The following is a 16,979-nucleotide window of genomic DNA, read 5'->3' on the forward strand; positions in this document are numbered from 1 at the left end:
GCCCTGACCTGCGGCGACGAGGTCGCCGTGGCTACCGTGCCTCCGGGCCCGGCAGGAACTCCTGCATCTTGGCCTTGAAGGCGTGCCGGGCCACGGCGCCCGCGTCCGGCTCGCCCTTCAGCACCGCCGCGGCGGCGGCTCCCAGCTGCTCCCAGGTGGCGTGCGCCGGCACGGGCGGCACGGACGGGTCGGTGAGGAACTCCACGACCGCCGGGCCGTCCGCCGCCAGGGCGGTGCGCCAGCCCGCCTCCACCTCCTCCGGCGTCTCCACCCGCACGCCGGTCAGCCCAAGGGAGCGGGCGAACTCCGCGTACGACGCCTCCGGCGGCCGCTGCGACGCGGCGGAGGACGGCTCGTCCTGAGAGTCCGGCGCGGCCTGCGGGTCCTGCGCGTCCTGCGCGTGCCGCGGGAGGCGTCGGTCGTTCCACACCGCGACGACCAGCCGCGGGTCCTGCCACCGGTCCCGGCACCGCGCCACGGTGACCAGCTCGGCGAGTCCGTCCGGCCCTATCGCCCCGTCGTCCACCAGCGCGATCGCCGGCCGGTCCGGGTGGGCGGACTTCGCGCCGATCGCGTACGGCAGCGCGCAGCCCGTCGCGGCCAGGCCCGCGGAGACGGCGCCGCGCATGCCCGGCCGCAGCGTCAGATGGCGGGCGTACCAGCCCGTCAGGGGGCCCGGGTCGCAGGTGACCATCACGTCGGGCGGCAGTTGCGGGTCCAGGGCGCGGGCCACCTGCTCCGGGTTGATCGGATCGGCCGACAGCCGCGACCGGCGGTCCAGGACGTCCTGCCAGCGCCGCACGTTGTCGCAGACGGTCGTGAACCACTCGCGGCCGCGTTCCCCGCTCCGGATCGCCGGCATCAGCAGCTCCAGCGTCTCCCGCACGTCCCCGACGAGCTCCACGTCGTGCGGCTCGCACGGCTCGCACGGCTCGTGCGGCTCGTGGGGCGACGGGCAGGCCGCTCCGGCCGGATCCGGGTCGACGTCCACGCGGACGCTGCGCACCCAGCCGCCCGGCTCGGGCAGGAACCGCGGATGCCCGGACGAGGAGCCGATCGTCAGCAACGTGTCGCAGTCGCGCAGCAGCTCGTAGGCCGGGCGCGTGCCCATCGGGCCGACCACGCCGGTGACGTACGGGAGTTCGTCCCCCACGACATCCTTCGCGGCCAGCTCCTCGGCCACTCCCGCGCCGAGCAGTCCCGCGATCCGCCGCACCTCGGCGCTCGCACCGGCGGCGCCCGGACCGACCAGGATCGCCACCTTGTCACCGGAGTTGAGGATCTCCGCCGCCCGCTCCAGCTCCCGCGCGGGAGCCGCCGTCGTCACGTCCCGGCCGGGACCGGTCGCCGCCGCGCCCGGGCCGGCCGGGGCCCGCGGGTGCTCCGGGGGGCCCAAGGGCTCGGGGGGCTCCGGCCAGTCGAGTTCCTGGACGTCCTCGGGCACGACGACCACGACGGGACAGCGTCGGACGCAGGCGGTCCGCAGCGCCCGGTCCAGGACGTCCGGGAGGTCCTGAGGGGCCGTCACCGTCTCCAGGAACTCCGACGCGACGTCCCGGAACAGCGCTTCCGGGTCCGCACCGGGGCGGTGCGCGCCGTCCCGCCCCGTCCGCGGGCGGCCGACGATCGCCAGGACGGGGACACGGTCCAGCCTCGCGTCGTACAGGCCGTCGAAGAGCTGGACCGCGTCCGGTCCCGACGCCGCCGCGCACACCCCCGGCCGTCCGCCGAACCGGGCGTGGCCGACCGCCTGGAACGCGGACGTCCTGACATGCGACGACCGCACCAGGCGCGGGGCGTCCTCGGTGCGGTCGCAGGCGGCGAGCAGCGCGTGGACGCCGTCGCCGGGGCAGCCGAAGACGTGATCGACACCCCACTCGCGCAGGCGTCTCAGAATGTGTTCGCAGACCGTGGCGGTCATGAACGGGACCTCCCTGACAGGGGAAGAGGCGGAAAGGCGGGTGTCGTTCGTGCACGGGCACGGGTGACCGCGCAGCCCGTCCGAAAACCTGCGCGGTGTTTGGAGGCGTGCGCCCGGGGCAGGCGCAGCCCCAGTGCTTCGGACCGGAGGCACGTCCGTGGCGGGCCCCGGCTTCGTGGGCCCCGCGAGGCCCGATCGGGCCACGGCCGTTTCCCCCGGGGAGACCGGCCGATCCAAGGCAGTCCTCAGGGAGTTGTCGCATCCCATGCCGAACCGAGCGCGCACCAGGCAGCATCCGCACGACGACGCCCCCGACACCGCCGAGGCCTTCCGCAGCCTCGCCGCCCTGCCTCCGGGAGCCCGCCGCGACACTCTCCGGGCCCGGATCGTCGAGGCCTGGCTGCCGATGGCCGACCGCCTCGCCGGCCGCTTCCGCAACCGCGGCGAGAACCTGGACGACCTGCGCCAGGTCGCCGCCCTCGGCCTGGTCAAGGCCGTCGACCGCTACGACCCCGCGCGGGGCAACGCGTTCGAGAGCTACGCGGTGCCCACCATCACGGGCGAGATCAAGCGGCACTTCCGCGACCACATGTGGACCCTGCACGTGCCCCGTCGCGTCCAGGAGCTGCGCAACAGGGTGCGCAGCGCCGGGCAGGAGCTGGGCCGGACCACCGTGGGCCGGCCGCCCACCGTCGCCGAACTCGCCGAGCACGCACGGCTCAGCGAGGACGAGGTCCGCACCGGGCTGGAGGCGCTGGAGAGCTTCAGCGCGCTGTCGCTGGACGCGGAACTCCCGGGCAGGGAGGGGGGCTTCTCGCTCACCGACACGATGGGTGAGGCGGATCCCGCGCTGGACACGGTCGTCGACCGGGAGGCCGTCCGCCCCCGGCTCGCCGCACTGTCCGAGCGAGAGCGGACGATCCTCTACATGAGGTTCTTCGGGGACATGACGCAGAGCCGGATCGCCGAGCAGCTGGGCATCTCGCAGATGCACGTGTCCCGGCTGATCAACCGCTGCTGCGGCCGGCTGCGCGACCAGATCCTGAACGACGCGAGTCAGCCCACCCCGCAGGCCGGACCCTGCCGGGCGAGGACTGCGCGTCCCGGCGACGGCCCCCCGTCCCGGCGACGCCCTCCCGGTCTCGACGACGGCGCCCTCGCCCCTGCGGCCGCGGCCCTGAGAGGGCGGGGCCGGTCGAGTGCCCGGCGGGCGCGCGGGTGACGCAAGCTCCGGCCCGGTGACGCAAGCCCCGGGACGAGGGAACGGCGGCCTCGGCTGCCTTGCGGGGTTCCACGGCGGCGTTGTCCCCCCAAGACCCTGTGCGCCGGATCGGCCCGCCGGCCCCCGGCATCTTCGGGGGTCGCCCCCGGCCACCTCGCCCCCGCCTGTCAGCCACGCCCCCGGAGGGGTGGGGTCACCCGCACGGGGGTGTCTCTCCCGCCAATGGCGTCCGGCCGCGCGCGCCCCGGGCGGGCTCGGGCTGTGATGGCTGTGGGGCCGCGACGCCCCGCCCCGCAGCCACCGGCCGAAGGAGCCCGTCCCATGGGTCGCACCGCCCACTTCCTCTCCGCCCTGGCCCTGGCCGGCGCCGTCCTGGGCGTCGCCGGTCCGGCCGCCTTCGCGGACCCGTCGGCGGAGGTCAGCCCCGGCAGCGCCGCTCCCGGCGACAGCGTCAGCGTGTCGGTCGCCTGCGGCCCTCTGTCGGCCCCCGCGCCCGAGAGCCTCGACGCCACCTCGCAGGCCTTCGCCGACGGCACCGTCAAACTGACCAAGGTCCCCGGCGACGACGCGGAGGGCGGCACCGCCTACCGGGGCACCGCCCGGATCGCCCCCGCCGACGACCTGGAAGCGGGTCCCGCGGCGGCCGGGGCGGGCGCCGGCTGGACCGTCGACGGGACCTGCCCGGCCGCTCCCGGCGGCACGGGCAAGCCCTGGAGCGCCACCCTGGAGGTCGCGAACGCCTGGCCGCAGCCGTGTCCGGCCGCGGCCTCCGGCCCCTCCTGCCCCACCGCTCGGCCGTGTCCGCCGGCGCCGGGCGGCTCCCAGCAGCACGCCGAGCCCTGCGCCACCGCCCGGCCGTGCGCCCGGCCCGAGCCGCAGCAGCGCGGCGGCCCGTCCGCGGACGCCTCGTGCGCCCCGGCCCCCGTCGAGCACGGCGTACAGGCCGGTGAGGGCGGCGCCTTCACGGACTCCGTGCCCGCCCTGGTCGCCGGCGCCGTTCTGATCGCGGGCGCGTTCGGCGCCGCGGTCCACCGACTGCGTCGCCGGACGCCCGGGGGCGACGCCTGAGCGCGGCCTGCGGGCCGCCGCGGCCCCCGGTGTGACCGGCGCAACGCGCGCGGGCGGTCATGGGGCGCCGCACCACCGGGTACTCACCCCCCAAAGGCACGACCCGCCTCGTACGAGGGTCCGGCCCCTTGCGAGCGCCGGGTCCCGGACGGGACGTCACGCACCACGCGCCCCGCGCGCCGTCCAGCGGCCCGGACGGCGGCACGGGGCGCCCGGCACGGCACCACGCACGGACTGCGCGGAGGACGCGATGCGACGGACGGAACCGGGGGACCACGAACCCGTCCGCAACCACGTCCGCGCGCCGGACGACGACCCCGGCCAGGACCCGCGCCCCGCCCAGGACCACGGTCCCGGACGGGATCGCGGACCCGTCCGCTACGGGCCCCCGCTCCCCACGGACGGACTGCCGGTGCTGCCCGAACTGGCCTCGGTACTGGCCCGGGCGGCCGGGCGCGCCGAGGGCGAACCGGTCGGCGGCGGCCCCGCGCTCCTCGACGCGGCCCGCGGTTACTGGTCCCGGCGCGGCGCACCCGCCGAGCCGGGCCGGGTCGCCGCCGGCCCCGGCGCCCCCGCCCTGCTGCTCGCGCTGACCGCGGCCCTCGGCGGCGACGTCCTGGTGCCAAGGCCCTGCGCGGCCTGGTGGGCGCCCTACGCACGTCTGCTGGGACGGCCCGTCTTCCATGTGGCCACGCCCGCCGAGTGCGGCGGCGTCCCGGACCCCTTCGCCCTGCTGGAGACCGTGCGGCGGGTGCGCGCCGAGGGCGGCGACCCGCGGCTGCTGGTGCTGTCCGTGGCCGACGACCCCACGGCCACCGTCGCGCCGCCCGAGGTGCTGCACGAGGTCGCGGAGGCCGCCGCGGGCGAGGGTCTGCACCTGGTCAGCGACGAGACCTGGCGCGACACGGTGCACCGCCCGCACGAGACCGTGCTGGTCGGCCCGGCCGAGATGCTGCCCGAGCGGGTCACCGTCGTCAGCGACCTCGCGGGGGCGCTGCTGCCCGAGGGCTGGCCGGCGGCGATCGCCCGGTTCCCCGCCACGGCCGCCGGCGACGACCTGCACGCGCGCGTGCTCGACGTCCTCACCGCGCTCGACGCGCGCGTGGCCGCCCCCGTGGCGGCCGCCGCCTGCTACGCCCTGGCCGAGCCGGAGCCCGTGACCGCGCGGGTGGCCGCCGCCGTACGCCTGCACGCGCGTGTGGCGCAGGCCCTGCACTCCGCGGTGGTCGCCGCGGGCGGCCTGGCCAGGCCGCCCGCGGCCGGCCGGCACCTGTACGCCGACCTGGGACCGCTGCGCGAGGCGCTGGCGGCGCGCGGCGTCGCGGACGCCCAGGACCTGGAGGACTTCCTCTCCGCCCGGCTCGGCATGCCGGCGCCGGGCGCCCACCGCTTCGGGGACGACCTCGGCGCGCTGCGGGTCCGGCTGTCCACCGGGCTGCTCCTGCACGGGACGGACGCGCAGCGCACGGAATGCCTCACCTCGCCCACGCCGTGGGAACTGCCCCACGTGCAACGCGCGTTGACGCTCGTGAGGTCCGTCTTCGACGACCTCCGTGACGAAGCTCAGCGATGGGAGCCTCCTCGATGACGCAGCAGTCCGAGACCGCCGCCGGCCCGGTCGCCGCCCACGAGGCCGCCACCGCCGCCGACCCGGCCGCCGCCCGGGACGACCAGGCATCGGCCCCCGTGTCCGCGCTCCCTCCTCCGTCGTCGCGGCCGTCCTCTCCCTCGCCGCTCGCGCCGCCCGTCCCGCCGCTCGCCGAGCCCCGCCCGCCGGGGGAGCGGCGCGTGTGGCCGCGCGGTTTCCACGACCGGCTGACGTCGCCGCTGCCCGGCCTCAAGGCCCTCGCCCGGTTCGCCCGCGAGGGCGCGGTGCGGCCCGGAAAGGAGGGGCTCGCCGACATCCCGCGGCTGCCCGTCGCCCCCGCCCCCGCCCCGGTGCCGCGTGCGGACGCCCGCACGGTCGCCGTCACCTGGGTGGGACACGCCAGCTGGGTGGTGGGCATCGGCGGCCTCACCGTCCTGACCGACCCGGTCTGGTCCCGCCGCATCCTCGGCACCCCGGCCCGCATCACCCCGGTCGGCGTCCGCTGGGAGGAGCTGCCGCGGGTCGACGCCGTCGTCATCAGCCACAACCACTACGACCATCTGGACGCCCCCACGCTGCGCCGGCTCCCACGCGACACGCCGGTGTTCGTGCCCGCCGGGCTCGGCCGCTGGTTTCGGCGCCGCCGGTTCACCCGCGTGACCGAGCTGGACTGGTGGGAGGCGGCCGAACTGTCGGGCGTGCGCTTCGACTTCGTGCCCGCGCACCACTGGTCCAAGCGCAGCCTCGTCGACACCTGCCGCACCCTGTGGGGCGGCTGGGTGCTCACCGCCCCCGGGGGACAGCGCGTCTACTTCGCCGGCGACACCGGCTACGGCCACTGGTTCTCCCGCATCGGGCAGCGCCACCCGGGCATCGACCTGGCTCTGCTGCCCATCGGCGCCTACGACCCGCGCTGGTGGCTCAGCGACGTCCACTGCGACCCCGAGGAGGCGGTCCGCGCCGCCCTCGACCTCGGCGCCCGGCGCATGGCCCCGATGCACTGGGGGACGTTCGTGCTGTCGGCGGAGCCGGTCCTCGAACCCCTCACGCGTGTGCGCGCGGCCTGGGAGAAGGCGGGCCTGGAGCGCGACGACCTGTGGGACCTGCCCGTGGGCGGCTCGCGCATCCTGGAGTGACCCGCGCCGGCCCGCGGACTCAGGCGGTGCGGGGCCGTCTGAGGCGACGCCACAGGCTGGGGGCCGCGCTGACCGCCACCGTCAGCACCACGGCCGCGACCACGCCCTCCCAGGGCTCGGCGAACAGCGAGCCGCCCAGGATCCCGATCAGCTGGTAGGTCACCGCCCACGCCAGACAGGCGGGCAGGTTGCCCCGCACGAAGCGGCGCAGCGGCCACTTCGCCATCAGACAGGCCAGCATCACCGGTATGCGGCCCGCCGGAACCAGGCGCGACAGCACCAGGACGGCCACGTTGTGGTCGGCGAGCTTCTCCTGCGCCTGCGCCAACCGCTCCTCGGGCGCACGCGAACGGATCGCCTCCAGCCAGCGCGAGCCGTTCTTGGAGCGCATCCCGCGCCGCCCCAGCCAGTACAGCGCCGCGTCTCCGCAGAACGCCGCCAGCGACGCCGTCACGAACACCAGCGCCAGGGAGAACGGCGCCTTCTGGTGGAACGCGACCACGGCCGCGGTGCTCACCAGGGCCCCCGTCGGCACCACCGGCACCAGCGCCCCGATCAGCACCAGCAGGAACAGGGAGGGGTAGCCGAGCGCCTGCTGCGTGGCCTGCGTCGGTATGACGGCCGCGGCCACCGCGGGCAGGGTCACCGGTCTGCCTTCAGACGCACGCTCTCCCCGTGCCCGAGCCGGTGCACCGCGACCTCCGGCGCCCGCTCCGCCGTCAGGCGCACGAACTCCTCGCCGGGCGCATGGAATTCATGGGGGCGCACGGCGTCCATGCCGATCGGCCAGTACGTGCCGTAGTGCACCGGCACGGCGCTGTCGGGCGCCAGCCGGCGCACGGCCTCGGCCGCGCGCCCCGCGTCCAGGTGCCCCTCGCCGAGGTACGGCCCCCAGCCGCCCACCGGCAGCAACGCCGCGTCGACCGGACCGACTTCCTCGGCCATGCCCTCGAACAGGCCGGTGTCCCCGGCGAAGTAGGTCCGCGCCCCGCCCTCGATCACATATCCGAGCGCGGGGGAGCGGTGCGGGCCGACCGGCAGCCGGCGCCCGTCGTGCCGCGCGGACACGGCGCGGACGAGGAGGCCGCCGACGGTCGTCTCGTCACCCGGCGCCACCTCGCTCAGCCGCAGGTGGCGCAGCCTGCGCAGAGCCGGCACGGCGCGCGGAGCGCCCCGGGGCACCAGCAGGCGCGTGCCCGGCGCGAGGCGCGCCAGCGAGGGCACGTGCAGATGGTCGGCGTGCAGGTGGGAGACGAGCGCCACGTCCGCCCGCCAGGCCTCGGGCGGCGGCAGGGCGCCCCGGCGGCGGCGCAGGTGGGCGAGCCGACGGGCGAACAGGGGGTCGGTGAGCACGCGCACGTTCGAATCCTCGACCGTGCAGGTGGCGTGACCCCACCACGTGATCTCCACCGGCACCTCTTTGCCTCCTTCGCGCGACTCCCCCGAAGCCTACGGGCAGGAGTAGGGTCGGCGGCGAAACCCGGAGGTGAGGGGGACGCCATGGGACCGTCGCGGGTCATGCGGGTCACGGCGATCGCGAGTCTGACGCCGCTCGAGGAACTGGACGCCGATCCCTTCCTGGTGGACTCCCGCAGTCAGCACGCGATGTGCGCGCGGTGGGCCGCGGAGCGCGGATACGTCGTCGGCCGGGAGCTGCTGGTGCGCGGGGTGCGCGCCGACCACTGCGTGCTGTGGGACGGCGTGCGGCCCGGGTTCGACCTGTTCGTCGCGCCGAGCCGCCGGGTGCTGGAGAGCGCGCTGTCGTCCGTCGAGGAGTTCTCCGCGGAGTGCGCGCGGCGCGGGGTGCGGGTGGAGACCGTCGGCTGCGCCGAGCCCGCCTACGACGCGCAGATGAAGGCCCGGGTGCACCGCAGGCTGTCGATGCCGACGGCCGGCTACGACGGACGGTAGTCGGCCGCCCCGGGCTCCCGGTACGACCGTATGGCAGGGTGGAGGGCGGGCTCCACGGGCGTCGGGGCCGGAACGCGAGGTGTACGCGGCGTGCGTGGGGTGCGATGGCGGCGGGCGGTCAGCCAGGCCGGGCGCAGCATCGCGGTGTGGGTCGTGTCCACGCTGACGATGCTGGTGCTGGCCGGGATACTGCCCGACTTCCGGCTACAGTCCGCCGACGGCGACAGCTCCACCACCATCGCCGTGACCGCGGCCGTCGGCGCCGGGGTGTTCGGCGTGCTGTCCGCCCTGGTGTGGCCGCTGCTGGTGCGCCTGCTGCTGCTGGTGCCGGCCCTGGTCCTCGGCCTGCTGGTGTTCTTCCTCAACGGCTCGCTGCTGCTGCTCGCCCTGCGGCTGAACCCCTCCGGGCAGAGCGAGGCGGCGCCCGAGACCGCCGTCATCGTCGCGGCGGTGATGTCCGCGGTGGCCTCCGCCACCGGTGGCGCCCTCGCCGTCCGCGACGACGACGCCTACCGCCGCCGCCTGTACCGGCTGGCCGACCGCCGCCGAAGACGCGGCCCGGCCTGTCCCGTCACGCCCGGCACCGTCTTCCTCCAGCTCGACGGAGTCGGCCACGACGTGCTGGAAGCGGCCGTGCGCAAGGGGCTGATGCCGACCGTCGCCCGGTGGCTGGGCAGCGGGCCCGGACAGGGCGCGGCCCCCGCGGCCGACGGCGGGGCCACGCACCGGCTGACGCCCTGGCGCACCGACTGGTCGAGCCAGACCGGCGCGAGCCAGCTGGGCATCCTGCACGGCAGCAACCACGACGTGCCCGCCTTCCGCTGGTACGAGAAGGACAGCGGGGAGGTGATGGTCAGCAACCGCCCCACCAGCGCCGCCGAACTCCAGCGCCGGGCGGTCGAACGCACCGGTGACGGCGGGCTGCTGTCCGCCGACGGCGCGAGCCGCGGCAACCTCTTCAGCGGCGGCGCCGACGAGCAGGCGCTCGTGCTGTCCATCGCCGCGCGCCGCCGCAGCCGCGAGACCCGGTCGCGGGCCGGGTACTTCGCGTACTTCTCCGACCCGGCCAACGCGGTGCGCACGGCGCTCTCGTTCGTCGCCGAGGTGGTCCGCGAGATCGCGCAGTCCACCCGCTCCCGCCTGCGCAAGGAGCGCCCGCGGGTGAGACGCGGCGGCCTCTACCCCCTCGTGCGCGCCTTCGCGACCGTCGTCGAACGGGACGTCGTGGTCGCGGCCGTCACCGGCGACATGCTCGCCGGCCGCACCGCCGTCTACGCCGACCTGGTGGCCTACGACGAGGTCGCGCACCACTCCGGGCCGCTCGGCCGGGACACGGAACAGGTGCTCGAAAGGCTCGACCGGGCGCTCGCCCTGGTCGAGAGCGTCGCCGAGCACGCCCCCCGCCCCTACCGGATCGTCGTGCTGTCCGACCACGGACAGAGCCCGGGCGAGACGTTCCGCGCCCGCTACGGCCTCACCCTCGGCGACCTGGTCCGGGCCGGCTGCGGGCTGCCCGTCCCGCGCAGGGCCGAGCGCACCCACAGCGGCGCGGAGGCCCGCGCGGCCGTCCGCGCGGCGCTGCGCCGGCCCGTCGAGGAGGGCGGCGCACGCCACCGTCCGGCCGGCCGGGGCTCCGAGCCGCTCGTGCTCGCCTCGGGCAACCTCGGACTCGTCTCCTTCCCCGACGTGCCGCACCGGATGAGCAAGGAGGAGATCGACGCCCGTCACCCCGCGCTGCTGTCCACGCTCGCCAACCATCCCGGCGTCGGGTTCCTCCTGGTGCGCAGCGAGCGGCACGGCGGGGTCGTCCTCGGCGCGCACGGCGCGGAGATCCCCCTGGACCGGCTCGACGACGAGCGCGGGCCGCTGGACGTGTTCGGGCCGGGCGCGGCCGACGCCGTGCGCCGCACCCACTCCTTCCCGCACACCGCCGACATCATGGTCAACTCCTTCCACGACCCGGCCGACGGCGAGGTCCTCGCCTTCGAGGAGCAGATCGGCTCCCACGGCGGCCTCGGCGGCGCCCAGGCCCGGCCGTTCCTGCTCTCCCCGCTCGCCCTGTCCGCGCCCGGCGACTTCGGCGAGAACGGCGACGACGGCGCGGAGCCGGTGGGGGCCGAGGCCGTCCACCGGATCCTGCGGCGCTGGCTGCGCGAGTCCAACGGCCCCGAAGTGCCCCTGGAACCGGGACCCGAGCCGAAGTCGAGGACGGGGCCGGTGACGACGACGCAGACGCGGCCGACAACGGACACGGGGACGACGACGGACACGGGCACGGGCACGGACACGGAGACGGTGCCGGGGGAGCACGTCGCCTGAAAATTCGGCTGCGCCGCCGGACGCGCGGGATCACACTGTCCCTGCGGATCCCTCCGCCCCTTCCGCGCACTCGCGCACCCTTCGCCCTCTCCCCGAGGAGTCCCTGCTTTGCAGGCTGCCGTCGCCGTCACGCCCTCCCGTGTCCCCGAACTCCTGCTCGGGCTCGCCACCGTGCGACCGGTGTTCCTCTGGGGCGCCCCCGGCATCGGGAAGTCGTCCCTCGTGAGGGAGTTCGCCCGGTCCCTGGGGCTGGAGTGCGTGAGCCTGCTCGGCACCCAGCTCGCACCCGAGGACCTGATCGGCGTGCCCCAGATCCGCGACGGCCGCTCGGTGTTCTGCCCGCCGCAGGCCATCGCCCGCGACGAGCCCTACTGCCTGTTCCTGGACGAGCTCAACGCGGCCACCCCCGACGTGCAGAAGGCGTTCTACTCGCTGATCCTCGACCGCCGGATCGGCGACTACGAGCTGCCCGCGGGCTCGATCGTCATCGGGGCCGGGAACCGGGCCACGGACAACGCGCTCGCCCGGCCCATCGCCTCCGCGCTCGTCAACCGCCTCACCCACGTCCACCTGGAGGCGTCCGCGAAGGACTGGCTGCGCTGGGCCGCGGACAACGGCATCCACCCCTGGATCCTCGACCATCTCACCGACCGCCCCGACCACCTGTGGTCCAAGCCCCCGAAGACCGAGGAGCCGTTCTCCACGCCCCGCTCCTGGCACATGCTCTCCGACGCCCTGCACTCCTTCGGGCGCGACCTCGACGAGGACACCCTGAAGGTCCTCGCGCACGGCACGCTGACGCCCGCCCACGCCACCGCCTTCTGCGGCTACGTCAAGATCGTCCGCAGCCGGTACGGCATCGAGGCCGTCCTGAAGGGCGAGGCCTCCTGGCCGCACCGCGTCGAGGACCGCGACCTGCTCTACTACCTCGCCGACTCGTTCCGCGGGCGGCTGGTCAAGGAACTCCCCGCCGTCAAGGAGCACATGTCGCCCAAGGGCCGGCAGACCGCGTACCGCGCCAAGTCGCTGCTCGTGCAGCTCGCCGAGATCTCCGTCGAGGTCGCCCAGACCGTCATCGCCTCCGACGCCGACGGCAACCCGGTGCTGCCCGCCTGGTTCCTGGTCGAGGCGGCCCGGGACATGCCCCGCCTGGTCGAGGCCCGCCGGTGACCCGGGCCGAACGCGACAAGAAGCGGCGGGACCTGGCCAAGGAGAACTTCGAGTTCGGACTCGCGCTGATGCGGGCCAACCCCGCGCTGGCCGCCGTCGAGTTCGACACCTGCCGCCGCGAGGACTGCCCCGCCGCGCCCCGCGACGGACTCGTGCGCGCCGACTCCAACGGCACCCTGCACGCGCACCCCACCCGCGTCGCCGAACCCGCCCGCTGGGCCTGGTCGCTCGCCCACGCCGCCCTCCACCTGGGCTTCGGCCACCTCCCGGCGTCCACGGACCGGCGCGACCAGCCCGACCGGTACGCGCTCGCCGCCCGCTGCACCGTGGTCAACCGGTTCCTGCTGACCTTCCGCGTCGGCACCGCCCCCGACGACCTTCCGCCGACGTACCCCGGCGGCGACGAGGAGCAGCTCGCCGCCCGCTGGCGGCGCACCGGGCTCCCGCCCGCCCACGAGCACTGCGGCACCGCGGGCCGCGAGGCCGACCAGGTGTTCGTCCCATGGGGCCGCTACGCCGGCGGGACGCCCGACTGGCAGCTGGCGTTCGCGGCCGCCCTGACCCGCACCGTGTCCGCCGCGATGGACATGGCGGGCGGCCGGCGCGAGTCCCTGGACGGCGCGGTGCCCGACCGGCGCCCCTGGGAGCGGGCCCTGAGCTGGTTCGTCTCCTCCTACCCGCTGCTCGGCGCCCTCGCGGCCGGCATCACGCTCGTCGCCGACGCCGAACTCGCCCGCGCGCACGGCATCCAGGTCGCCGCCGTGAACGCGGAGGCGGGCGAGATCTACGTCAACCCGCTGCGCACCTTCGACGACGAGGAGTGGCGGTTCGTCCTCGCCCACGAGATGCTGCACGCCGCCCTGCGCCACGGCGACCGCTGCGGCGCCCGCGACCCCTACCTCTTCAACGTCGCCTGCGACTACGTCATCAACGGCTGGCTGCGCGAGATGCAGGTCGGCGTGATGCCCGAAGGACTGTTGTACGACGCCCAGTTGGCGGGGCTGTCCGCCGAGGAGGTCTACGACCGCATCGCCGTGGATTTGCGCCGCGCGCGACGCCTGGCCACCCTGCGCGGCAAGGGGCTCGGCGACGTCCTCGGCGCCCCGCTGGGCCCGCCCTGCGACCACGTCGACCTCGACGGCTTCTACCGCCGCGGCCTCGCCCAGGGCCTCGACCTGCACCAGCGGCAGGAACGCGGCTTCCTGCCCGGCGGCCTGGTCGAGGAGATCCGCGCGCTCAGCCACCCGCCGCTGCCCTGGGACGCCCGACTCGCCCGCTGGTTCGACGAGTTCGTGCCCCGCCCCGAGCCCCTGCGGACGTACGCCCGCCCCGCGCGCCGCCAGGCGTCCACCCCCGACATCCCGCGCGCCGGCCGCTGGTTCCCGCCCGAGGAGGTCGCCCGGTGCACCTTCGGCGTCGTGCTGGACACCTCCGGTTCCATGGACCGCACCCTTCTGGGCAAGGCGCTCGGCGCCATCGCCTCCTACGCCGAGGCCCGCGACGTGCCGGCCGCCCGGGTCGTGTTCTGCGACGCGGCCCCGCACGACGCGGGCTACCTGCCGGTCGCCGACATCGCCGGACGGGTCCGCGTCCACGGGCGCGGCGGCACCGTGCTGCAACCCGGCGTCGACCTGCTGCACCGCGCCGACGACTTCCCGCCCGGCGCGCCGCTCCTGGTCATCACCGACGGCTGGTGCGACGTCCTGCGGATCCGGCGCGAGCACGCCTACCTCGTCCCGCAGGGACGCCGGCTGCCGTTCACGGCACGGGGACCCGTGTTCCGGGTGCAGTGAGCGAGAGTGTGATCGGATGGGGGGACGGAAAACCCGTCCCCCGACGGGAAACCCACGCGAAAGGAAGAACCGTGGCCACCACGCGCTCCGCACACACCGTCTGGGAAGGCAGTCTGATCGAGGGCAACGGGGTCGTGACCTTCGACTCCTCGGGCGCCATCGACCAGCAGCCCGTGACGTGGGCCGCCCGCACCCAGGAGGCGAACGGCAAGACCAGCCCCGAGGAGCTGATCGCGGCCGCCCACTCCAGCTGCTTCTCCATGGCCTTCTCCCACGCCCTCGCCGGCGCGGGCACCCCGCCCACCCGGCTGACCACCTCGGCCGACGTCACCTTCCAGCCGGGCGAGGGCATCACGGGCATCCACCTCACCGTCGAGGGCACGGTCCCCGGCCTCGACGAGGAGGCGTTCGTCGCCGCCGCCGAGCAGGCCAAGGTCGGCTGCCCCGTCAGCCAGGCCCTCAAGGCCGTCCCGATCACCCTCTCGGCCAAGCTCGCCTGAGCGGCCCCGCCGCCGCCCTTCCGGGCCCCGGCCCTCGCACCCCGGCCCCGGGCCGCGTCCGCCGACTCCGGGCGGAAACGGGCCGGGGCCGGAGCGGGGGAGGGTCACATCAGTGCGCCGAGGCCCCTGATCGCCTCCTGGGCCCACTCCTGCGCCCCCACCGCCGTTCCCGCCGCGATCCCGGTCGCCACCGGGGCCAGGGCTCCCCTGAGACCGTTCAGGGCACGGCGCAGCCGGCCCGGCTCGGGGCCCTCGGCCGCGGTGACCTCGGTCAGCACCTCCCGGGCGGCGGCCTCGGCGTCCTCGCGCTCGCGGTCGGCGAGGCCGGCCCCGGGAAGCTGCCGCAACAGCTCGCCCACCAGGGTCGCGAGCGCCTCGTATCCCGGCGTCACAGGGCCGTTGAGCTGCTGGTTCTGGGTGACCGTCTCGTTGTTCCAGGCGAACTGGGATCCCGAGACGGCGCAGTTGAACACCGGCCCGTCGTAGTTGTTCACCTGCTGCGGGTCGCTCATCGGCCTGCTCCGTCCTCGTCGCTGCGGTCGGTCTGCTGCTGGACGACCTGGCTGTTGTTCCAGGCCAGTTGGGCGTGATGGACCGCGCTGTGGAAGACGGGCCCGTAGTAGTTGTTGACGACGGAGGCCGGCGCGGCGGCGGGTTCGGCGATCCGTACGACCGGCAGGGTCGTGCGCAACGTCGTCAGGTCGACACGGCCGTTGTGCTGGACGGCCGTGGCCCCCGTGCCCGTCACCGAGCACTCCACCAGCCGGCCGCCGCCCGAGCCGTCGAAGCGCATGCCGGTGGCCCCGCAGCCGTCGAAACGGCTGTGCGCGACGTCCAGATACGCCGAGCCCGTCACGCACACGCCGAACGACTCGGCGCCGGCGACGTCGAGGTTCACGGCGACCAGCCGCGCGGAGCCGTGCGCGAGCGCTCCGCCGGCGGTCGCTCCCGAGACGCCGCAGTCGCGCAGGTGCAGCTGCGCCTCCTCGCCGGCGCTGAAGCCGAGCAGTCCGCGCTCCGCGCGCACTCGCTCCAGCGTGGCCCGGGACTGACCGACCGCGGCCACGGCGGCCATGGCGAAGTCGTGGACCGTGGTGTCGGTGAGCTCGGCCGTCGTCCCGCCGTTGCCGCGTGTCTCCAGGCCGAACGGACAGCGCTCGACGCGCATCTGCTCGAAGACGGCCTTGCTCTCGTCCCAGACCCGCAGCGCGACGCCGGTCAGATCCATGACGGCGGTGCGGGCGAAGCGGCCCCGGGCCTTGTCGGTGACGGCGATGCCGACGTTGCCGCCCGAGACGCGGCACCCGGTGACCCGGGGAGCGCCGCCACGGGTGGACAGGATCCCGACGTTGCCCGCGCCGAGGATCTCGCAGTCGTCGAACGTGCCCCGGCCCGCGTCCTGGACGTGGACGCCCGTGTCGCGGCAGTCGGCGAACACCGAGCCGTGCACCGAGGGGTCGGCGCCGCTCGCGACGAGGACCCCGTTCTCGGCGTCGGTCACGCGCAGGCCGCGGACCGAGCCGCCGGACTGCTCGATGAACGCGAGCGCCGCCATGTGCACCGCTTCGACCGTGCAGTCCTCGACGGTCAGCTCGGCCCGGGTGTCCGCCATGAGGGCCGCCTTCTCGGTCCCGGTGACCTCGCACCCGGTGAGATGCGCCCACGCGTCGCTGACCCGCACGCCGTGGACGCGGGCGCCGTCGACACGGCTGGCCCGCACCGTGACCCGGGCGTTCTCGATCACCGCGAGCGCGTTGTCGGCGGAGTCCGCGAACCGGCACCGTTCGACGTGTCCGGCGGAGCCGGCGAACACCACCCGGCCGAAGCGGAACAGACAGTCCGTCAGCGTGGCCGCCGCGTGCGGTCGCACGTGCACGCTCACCGCGTCGTGCGCCCGCACCTCCACCCGGTCCAGCACGAGGGCGCCGCCCTGGCAGTCGACGACGCCTGCGTCGGCGCCCCGCCCCACCAGCACCAGCCCGCGGACGGCTACCGTGCCGAGAGCGTCGAGCACCGTGCCCCGGGGCCGGCTCACCACCACGGAGCCCGGCTCGCCGAGCGCGACCAGCTCGACCTCCCCGCGGACGACGAGCCGTTCCTCGTAGTGGCCGGGAGCGATCTCCACGCGCGCCGCACGGCCCCGGGCGGCCGCGGCGCGCAGCGCGGACGCGATGTCCGGATGGCCGCCGCGGCCTCCGTGCGGCGACACGACGTACTTCTTGACCATGCCCGCTTCCCCCGCCGCACCGACCGTGAAGGATCGTCGACCCGCGGTCACCGATGCTACCGGAGCGGCCCGGGCGACGGCCGGGACGCACAAGGCCTTCACCCGCCCCGCCGCCGCCCGGGCC

Annotated in this window: 13 protein-coding genes and 1 pseudogene; 9 read left to right on the forward strand and 5 right to left on the reverse strand. The window is 75.8% G+C overall.

The genetic code is table 11. The features are described from left to right. Nucleotides 1–31 precede the first annotated feature (31 nt). Complete coding sequence (locus tag KMS84_RS13640) at nucleotides 32–1,921, reverse strand: thiamine pyrophosphate-binding protein (protein ID WP_256916455.1); 1,890 nt, start codon at nucleotides 1,919–1,921, stop codon at nucleotides 32–34. Nucleotides 1,922–2,186: 265 nt separating this feature from the next. Here KMS84_RS13640 and KMS84_RS13645 point away from each other — a divergent pair. The 4 genes and pseudogenes from KMS84_RS13645 to KMS84_RS13660 form a co-directional block, all read left to right on the forward strand. Next, nucleotides 2,187–2,978, forward strand: a pseudogene (locus KMS84_RS13645) (RNA polymerase sigma factor SigF); the annotation flags it as partial. 486 nt (nucleotides 2,979–3,464) lie between these two features. After that, nucleotides 3,465–4,211: a hypothetical protein gene (locus KMS84_RS13650; protein WP_256916456.1), complete on the forward strand. Its 747-nt coding sequence runs from the start codon at nucleotides 3,465–3,467 to the stop codon at nucleotides 4,209–4,211. A 250-nt stretch (nucleotides 4,212–4,461) separates the two neighbouring features. After that, nucleotides 4,462–5,799 carry an aminotransferase class I/II-fold pyridoxal phosphate-dependent enzyme gene (locus KMS84_RS13655; protein WP_256916457.1) on the forward strand — a complete coding sequence of 446 codons (1,338 nt, stop codon included), beginning with the start codon at nucleotides 4,462–4,464 and terminating at the stop codon, nucleotides 5,797–5,799. Beyond that, nucleotides 5,796–6,935, forward strand: coding sequence for an MBL fold metallo-hydrolase (locus KMS84_RS13660; protein WP_256916458.1), 1,140 nt, complete (start codon nucleotides 5,796–5,798; stop codon nucleotides 6,933–6,935). The genes KMS84_RS13655 and KMS84_RS13660 overlap by 4 nt, the downstream gene beginning before the upstream one ends. A 19-nt stretch (nucleotides 6,936–6,954) precedes the next feature. On the opposite strand, the gene KMS84_RS13665 is transcribed toward KMS84_RS13660, so the two are convergent. Then, nucleotides 6,955–7,581 (reverse strand): DedA family protein, encoded by a 627-nt coding sequence (locus KMS84_RS13665; protein WP_256916459.1) that lies wholly within the window; start codon nucleotides 7,579–7,581, stop codon nucleotides 6,955–6,957. Further along, nucleotides 7,578–8,351: an MBL fold metallo-hydrolase gene (locus tag KMS84_RS13670; protein ID WP_256916460.1), complete on the reverse strand. Its 774-nt coding sequence runs from the start codon at nucleotides 8,349–8,351 to the stop codon at nucleotides 7,578–7,580. Before KMS84_RS13670 ends, KMS84_RS13665 begins: the two co-directional genes overlap by 4 nt. 84 nt (nucleotides 8,352–8,435) lie before the next feature. On the opposite strand from KMS84_RS13670, the gene KMS84_RS13675 reads away from it, so the two are divergent. The 5 genes from KMS84_RS13675 (at nucleotide 8,436) to KMS84_RS13695 (ending at nucleotide 14,628) form a co-directional block, all read left to right on the forward strand. Then, the gene (locus KMS84_RS13675; protein WP_256916461.1) at nucleotides 8,436–8,846 is read left to right on the forward strand and encodes a hypothetical protein; all 411 of its coding nucleotides are present in this window, start codon (nucleotides 8,436–8,438) and stop codon (nucleotides 8,844–8,846) included. A 30-nt stretch (nucleotides 8,847–8,876) separates the two neighbouring features. Continuing rightward, nucleotides 8,877–11,165 (forward strand): phage holin family protein, encoded by a 2,289-nt coding sequence (locus KMS84_RS13680; protein WP_256916462.1) that lies wholly within the window; start codon nucleotides 8,877–8,879, stop codon nucleotides 11,163–11,165. A gap of 108 nt (nucleotides 11,166–11,273) precedes the next feature. Further along, complete coding sequence (locus KMS84_RS13685; RefSeq protein ID WP_256916463.1) at nucleotides 11,274–12,335, forward strand: ATP-binding protein; 1,062 nt, start codon at nucleotides 11,274–11,276, stop codon at nucleotides 12,333–12,335. Beyond that, nucleotides 12,332–14,128, forward strand: a complete 1,797-nt coding sequence (locus KMS84_RS13690) for a vWA domain-containing protein (protein WP_256916464.1) — start codon at nucleotides 12,332–12,334, stop codon at nucleotides 14,126–14,128. Before KMS84_RS13685 ends, KMS84_RS13690 begins: the two co-directional genes overlap by 4 nt. 71 nt (nucleotides 14,129–14,199) lie before the next feature. Continuing rightward, nucleotides 14,200–14,628: an OsmC family protein gene (locus tag KMS84_RS13695; protein WP_256916465.1), complete on the forward strand. Its 429-nt coding sequence runs from the start codon at nucleotides 14,200–14,202 to the stop codon at nucleotides 14,626–14,628. A 104-nt stretch (nucleotides 14,629–14,732) separates the two neighbouring features. On the opposite strand, the gene KMS84_RS13700 is transcribed toward KMS84_RS13695, so the two are convergent. Further along, complete coding sequence (locus KMS84_RS13700; protein WP_256916466.1) at nucleotides 14,733–15,140, reverse strand: hypothetical protein; 408 nt, start codon at nucleotides 15,138–15,140, stop codon at nucleotides 14,733–14,735. Then, entirely contained in the window at nucleotides 15,137–16,855 is a 1,719-nt protein-coding gene (locus tag KMS84_RS13705) for a right-handed parallel beta-helix repeat-containing protein (RefSeq protein WP_256916467.1), read from the reverse strand. Before KMS84_RS13705 ends, KMS84_RS13700 begins: the two co-directional genes overlap by 4 nt. Between the last annotated feature and the right edge of the window lie 124 nt (nucleotides 16,856–16,979).

Origin of the sequence: Streptomyces hilarionis (genome assembly GCF_024539675.1) — a bacterium.
GTDB classification, from domain to species: Bacteria; Actinomycetota; Actinomycetes; order Streptomycetales; family Streptomycetaceae; genus Streptomyces; species Streptomyces hilarionis.

Bases quoted from the DNA above. Each gene is read 5' to 3' on its own strand.
- KMS84_RS13655 (WP_256916457.1), top strand. From the start codon at position 4,462: ATGCGACGGACGGAACCGGGGGACCACGAACCCGTCCGCAACCACGTC.
- KMS84_RS13680 (WP_256916462.1), top strand. From the start codon at position 8,877: ATGGCAGGGTGGAGGGCGGGCTCCACGGGCGTCGGGGCCGGAACGCGA.
- KMS84_RS13640 (WP_256916455.1), bottom strand. From the start codon at position 1,921: ATGACCGCCACGGTCTGCGAACACATTCTGAGACGCCTGCGCGAGTGG.
- KMS84_RS13675 (WP_256916461.1), top strand. From the start codon at position 8,436: ATGGGACCGTCGCGGGTCATGCGGGTCACGGCGATCGCGAGTCTGACG.
- KMS84_RS13660 (WP_256916458.1), top strand. From the start codon at position 5,796: ATGACGCAGCAGTCCGAGACCGCCGCCGGCCCGGTCGCCGCCCACGAG.
- KMS84_RS13650 (WP_256916456.1), top strand. From the start codon at position 3,465: ATGGGTCGCACCGCCCACTTCCTCTCCGCCCTGGCCCTGGCCGGCGCC.
- KMS84_RS13705 (WP_256916467.1), bottom strand. From the start codon at position 16,855: ATGGTCAAGAAGTACGTCGTGTCGCCGCACGGAGGCCGCGGCGGCCAT.
- KMS84_RS13700 (WP_256916466.1), bottom strand. From the start codon at position 15,140: ATGAGCGACCCGCAGCAGGTGAACAACTACGACGGGCCGGTGTTCAAC.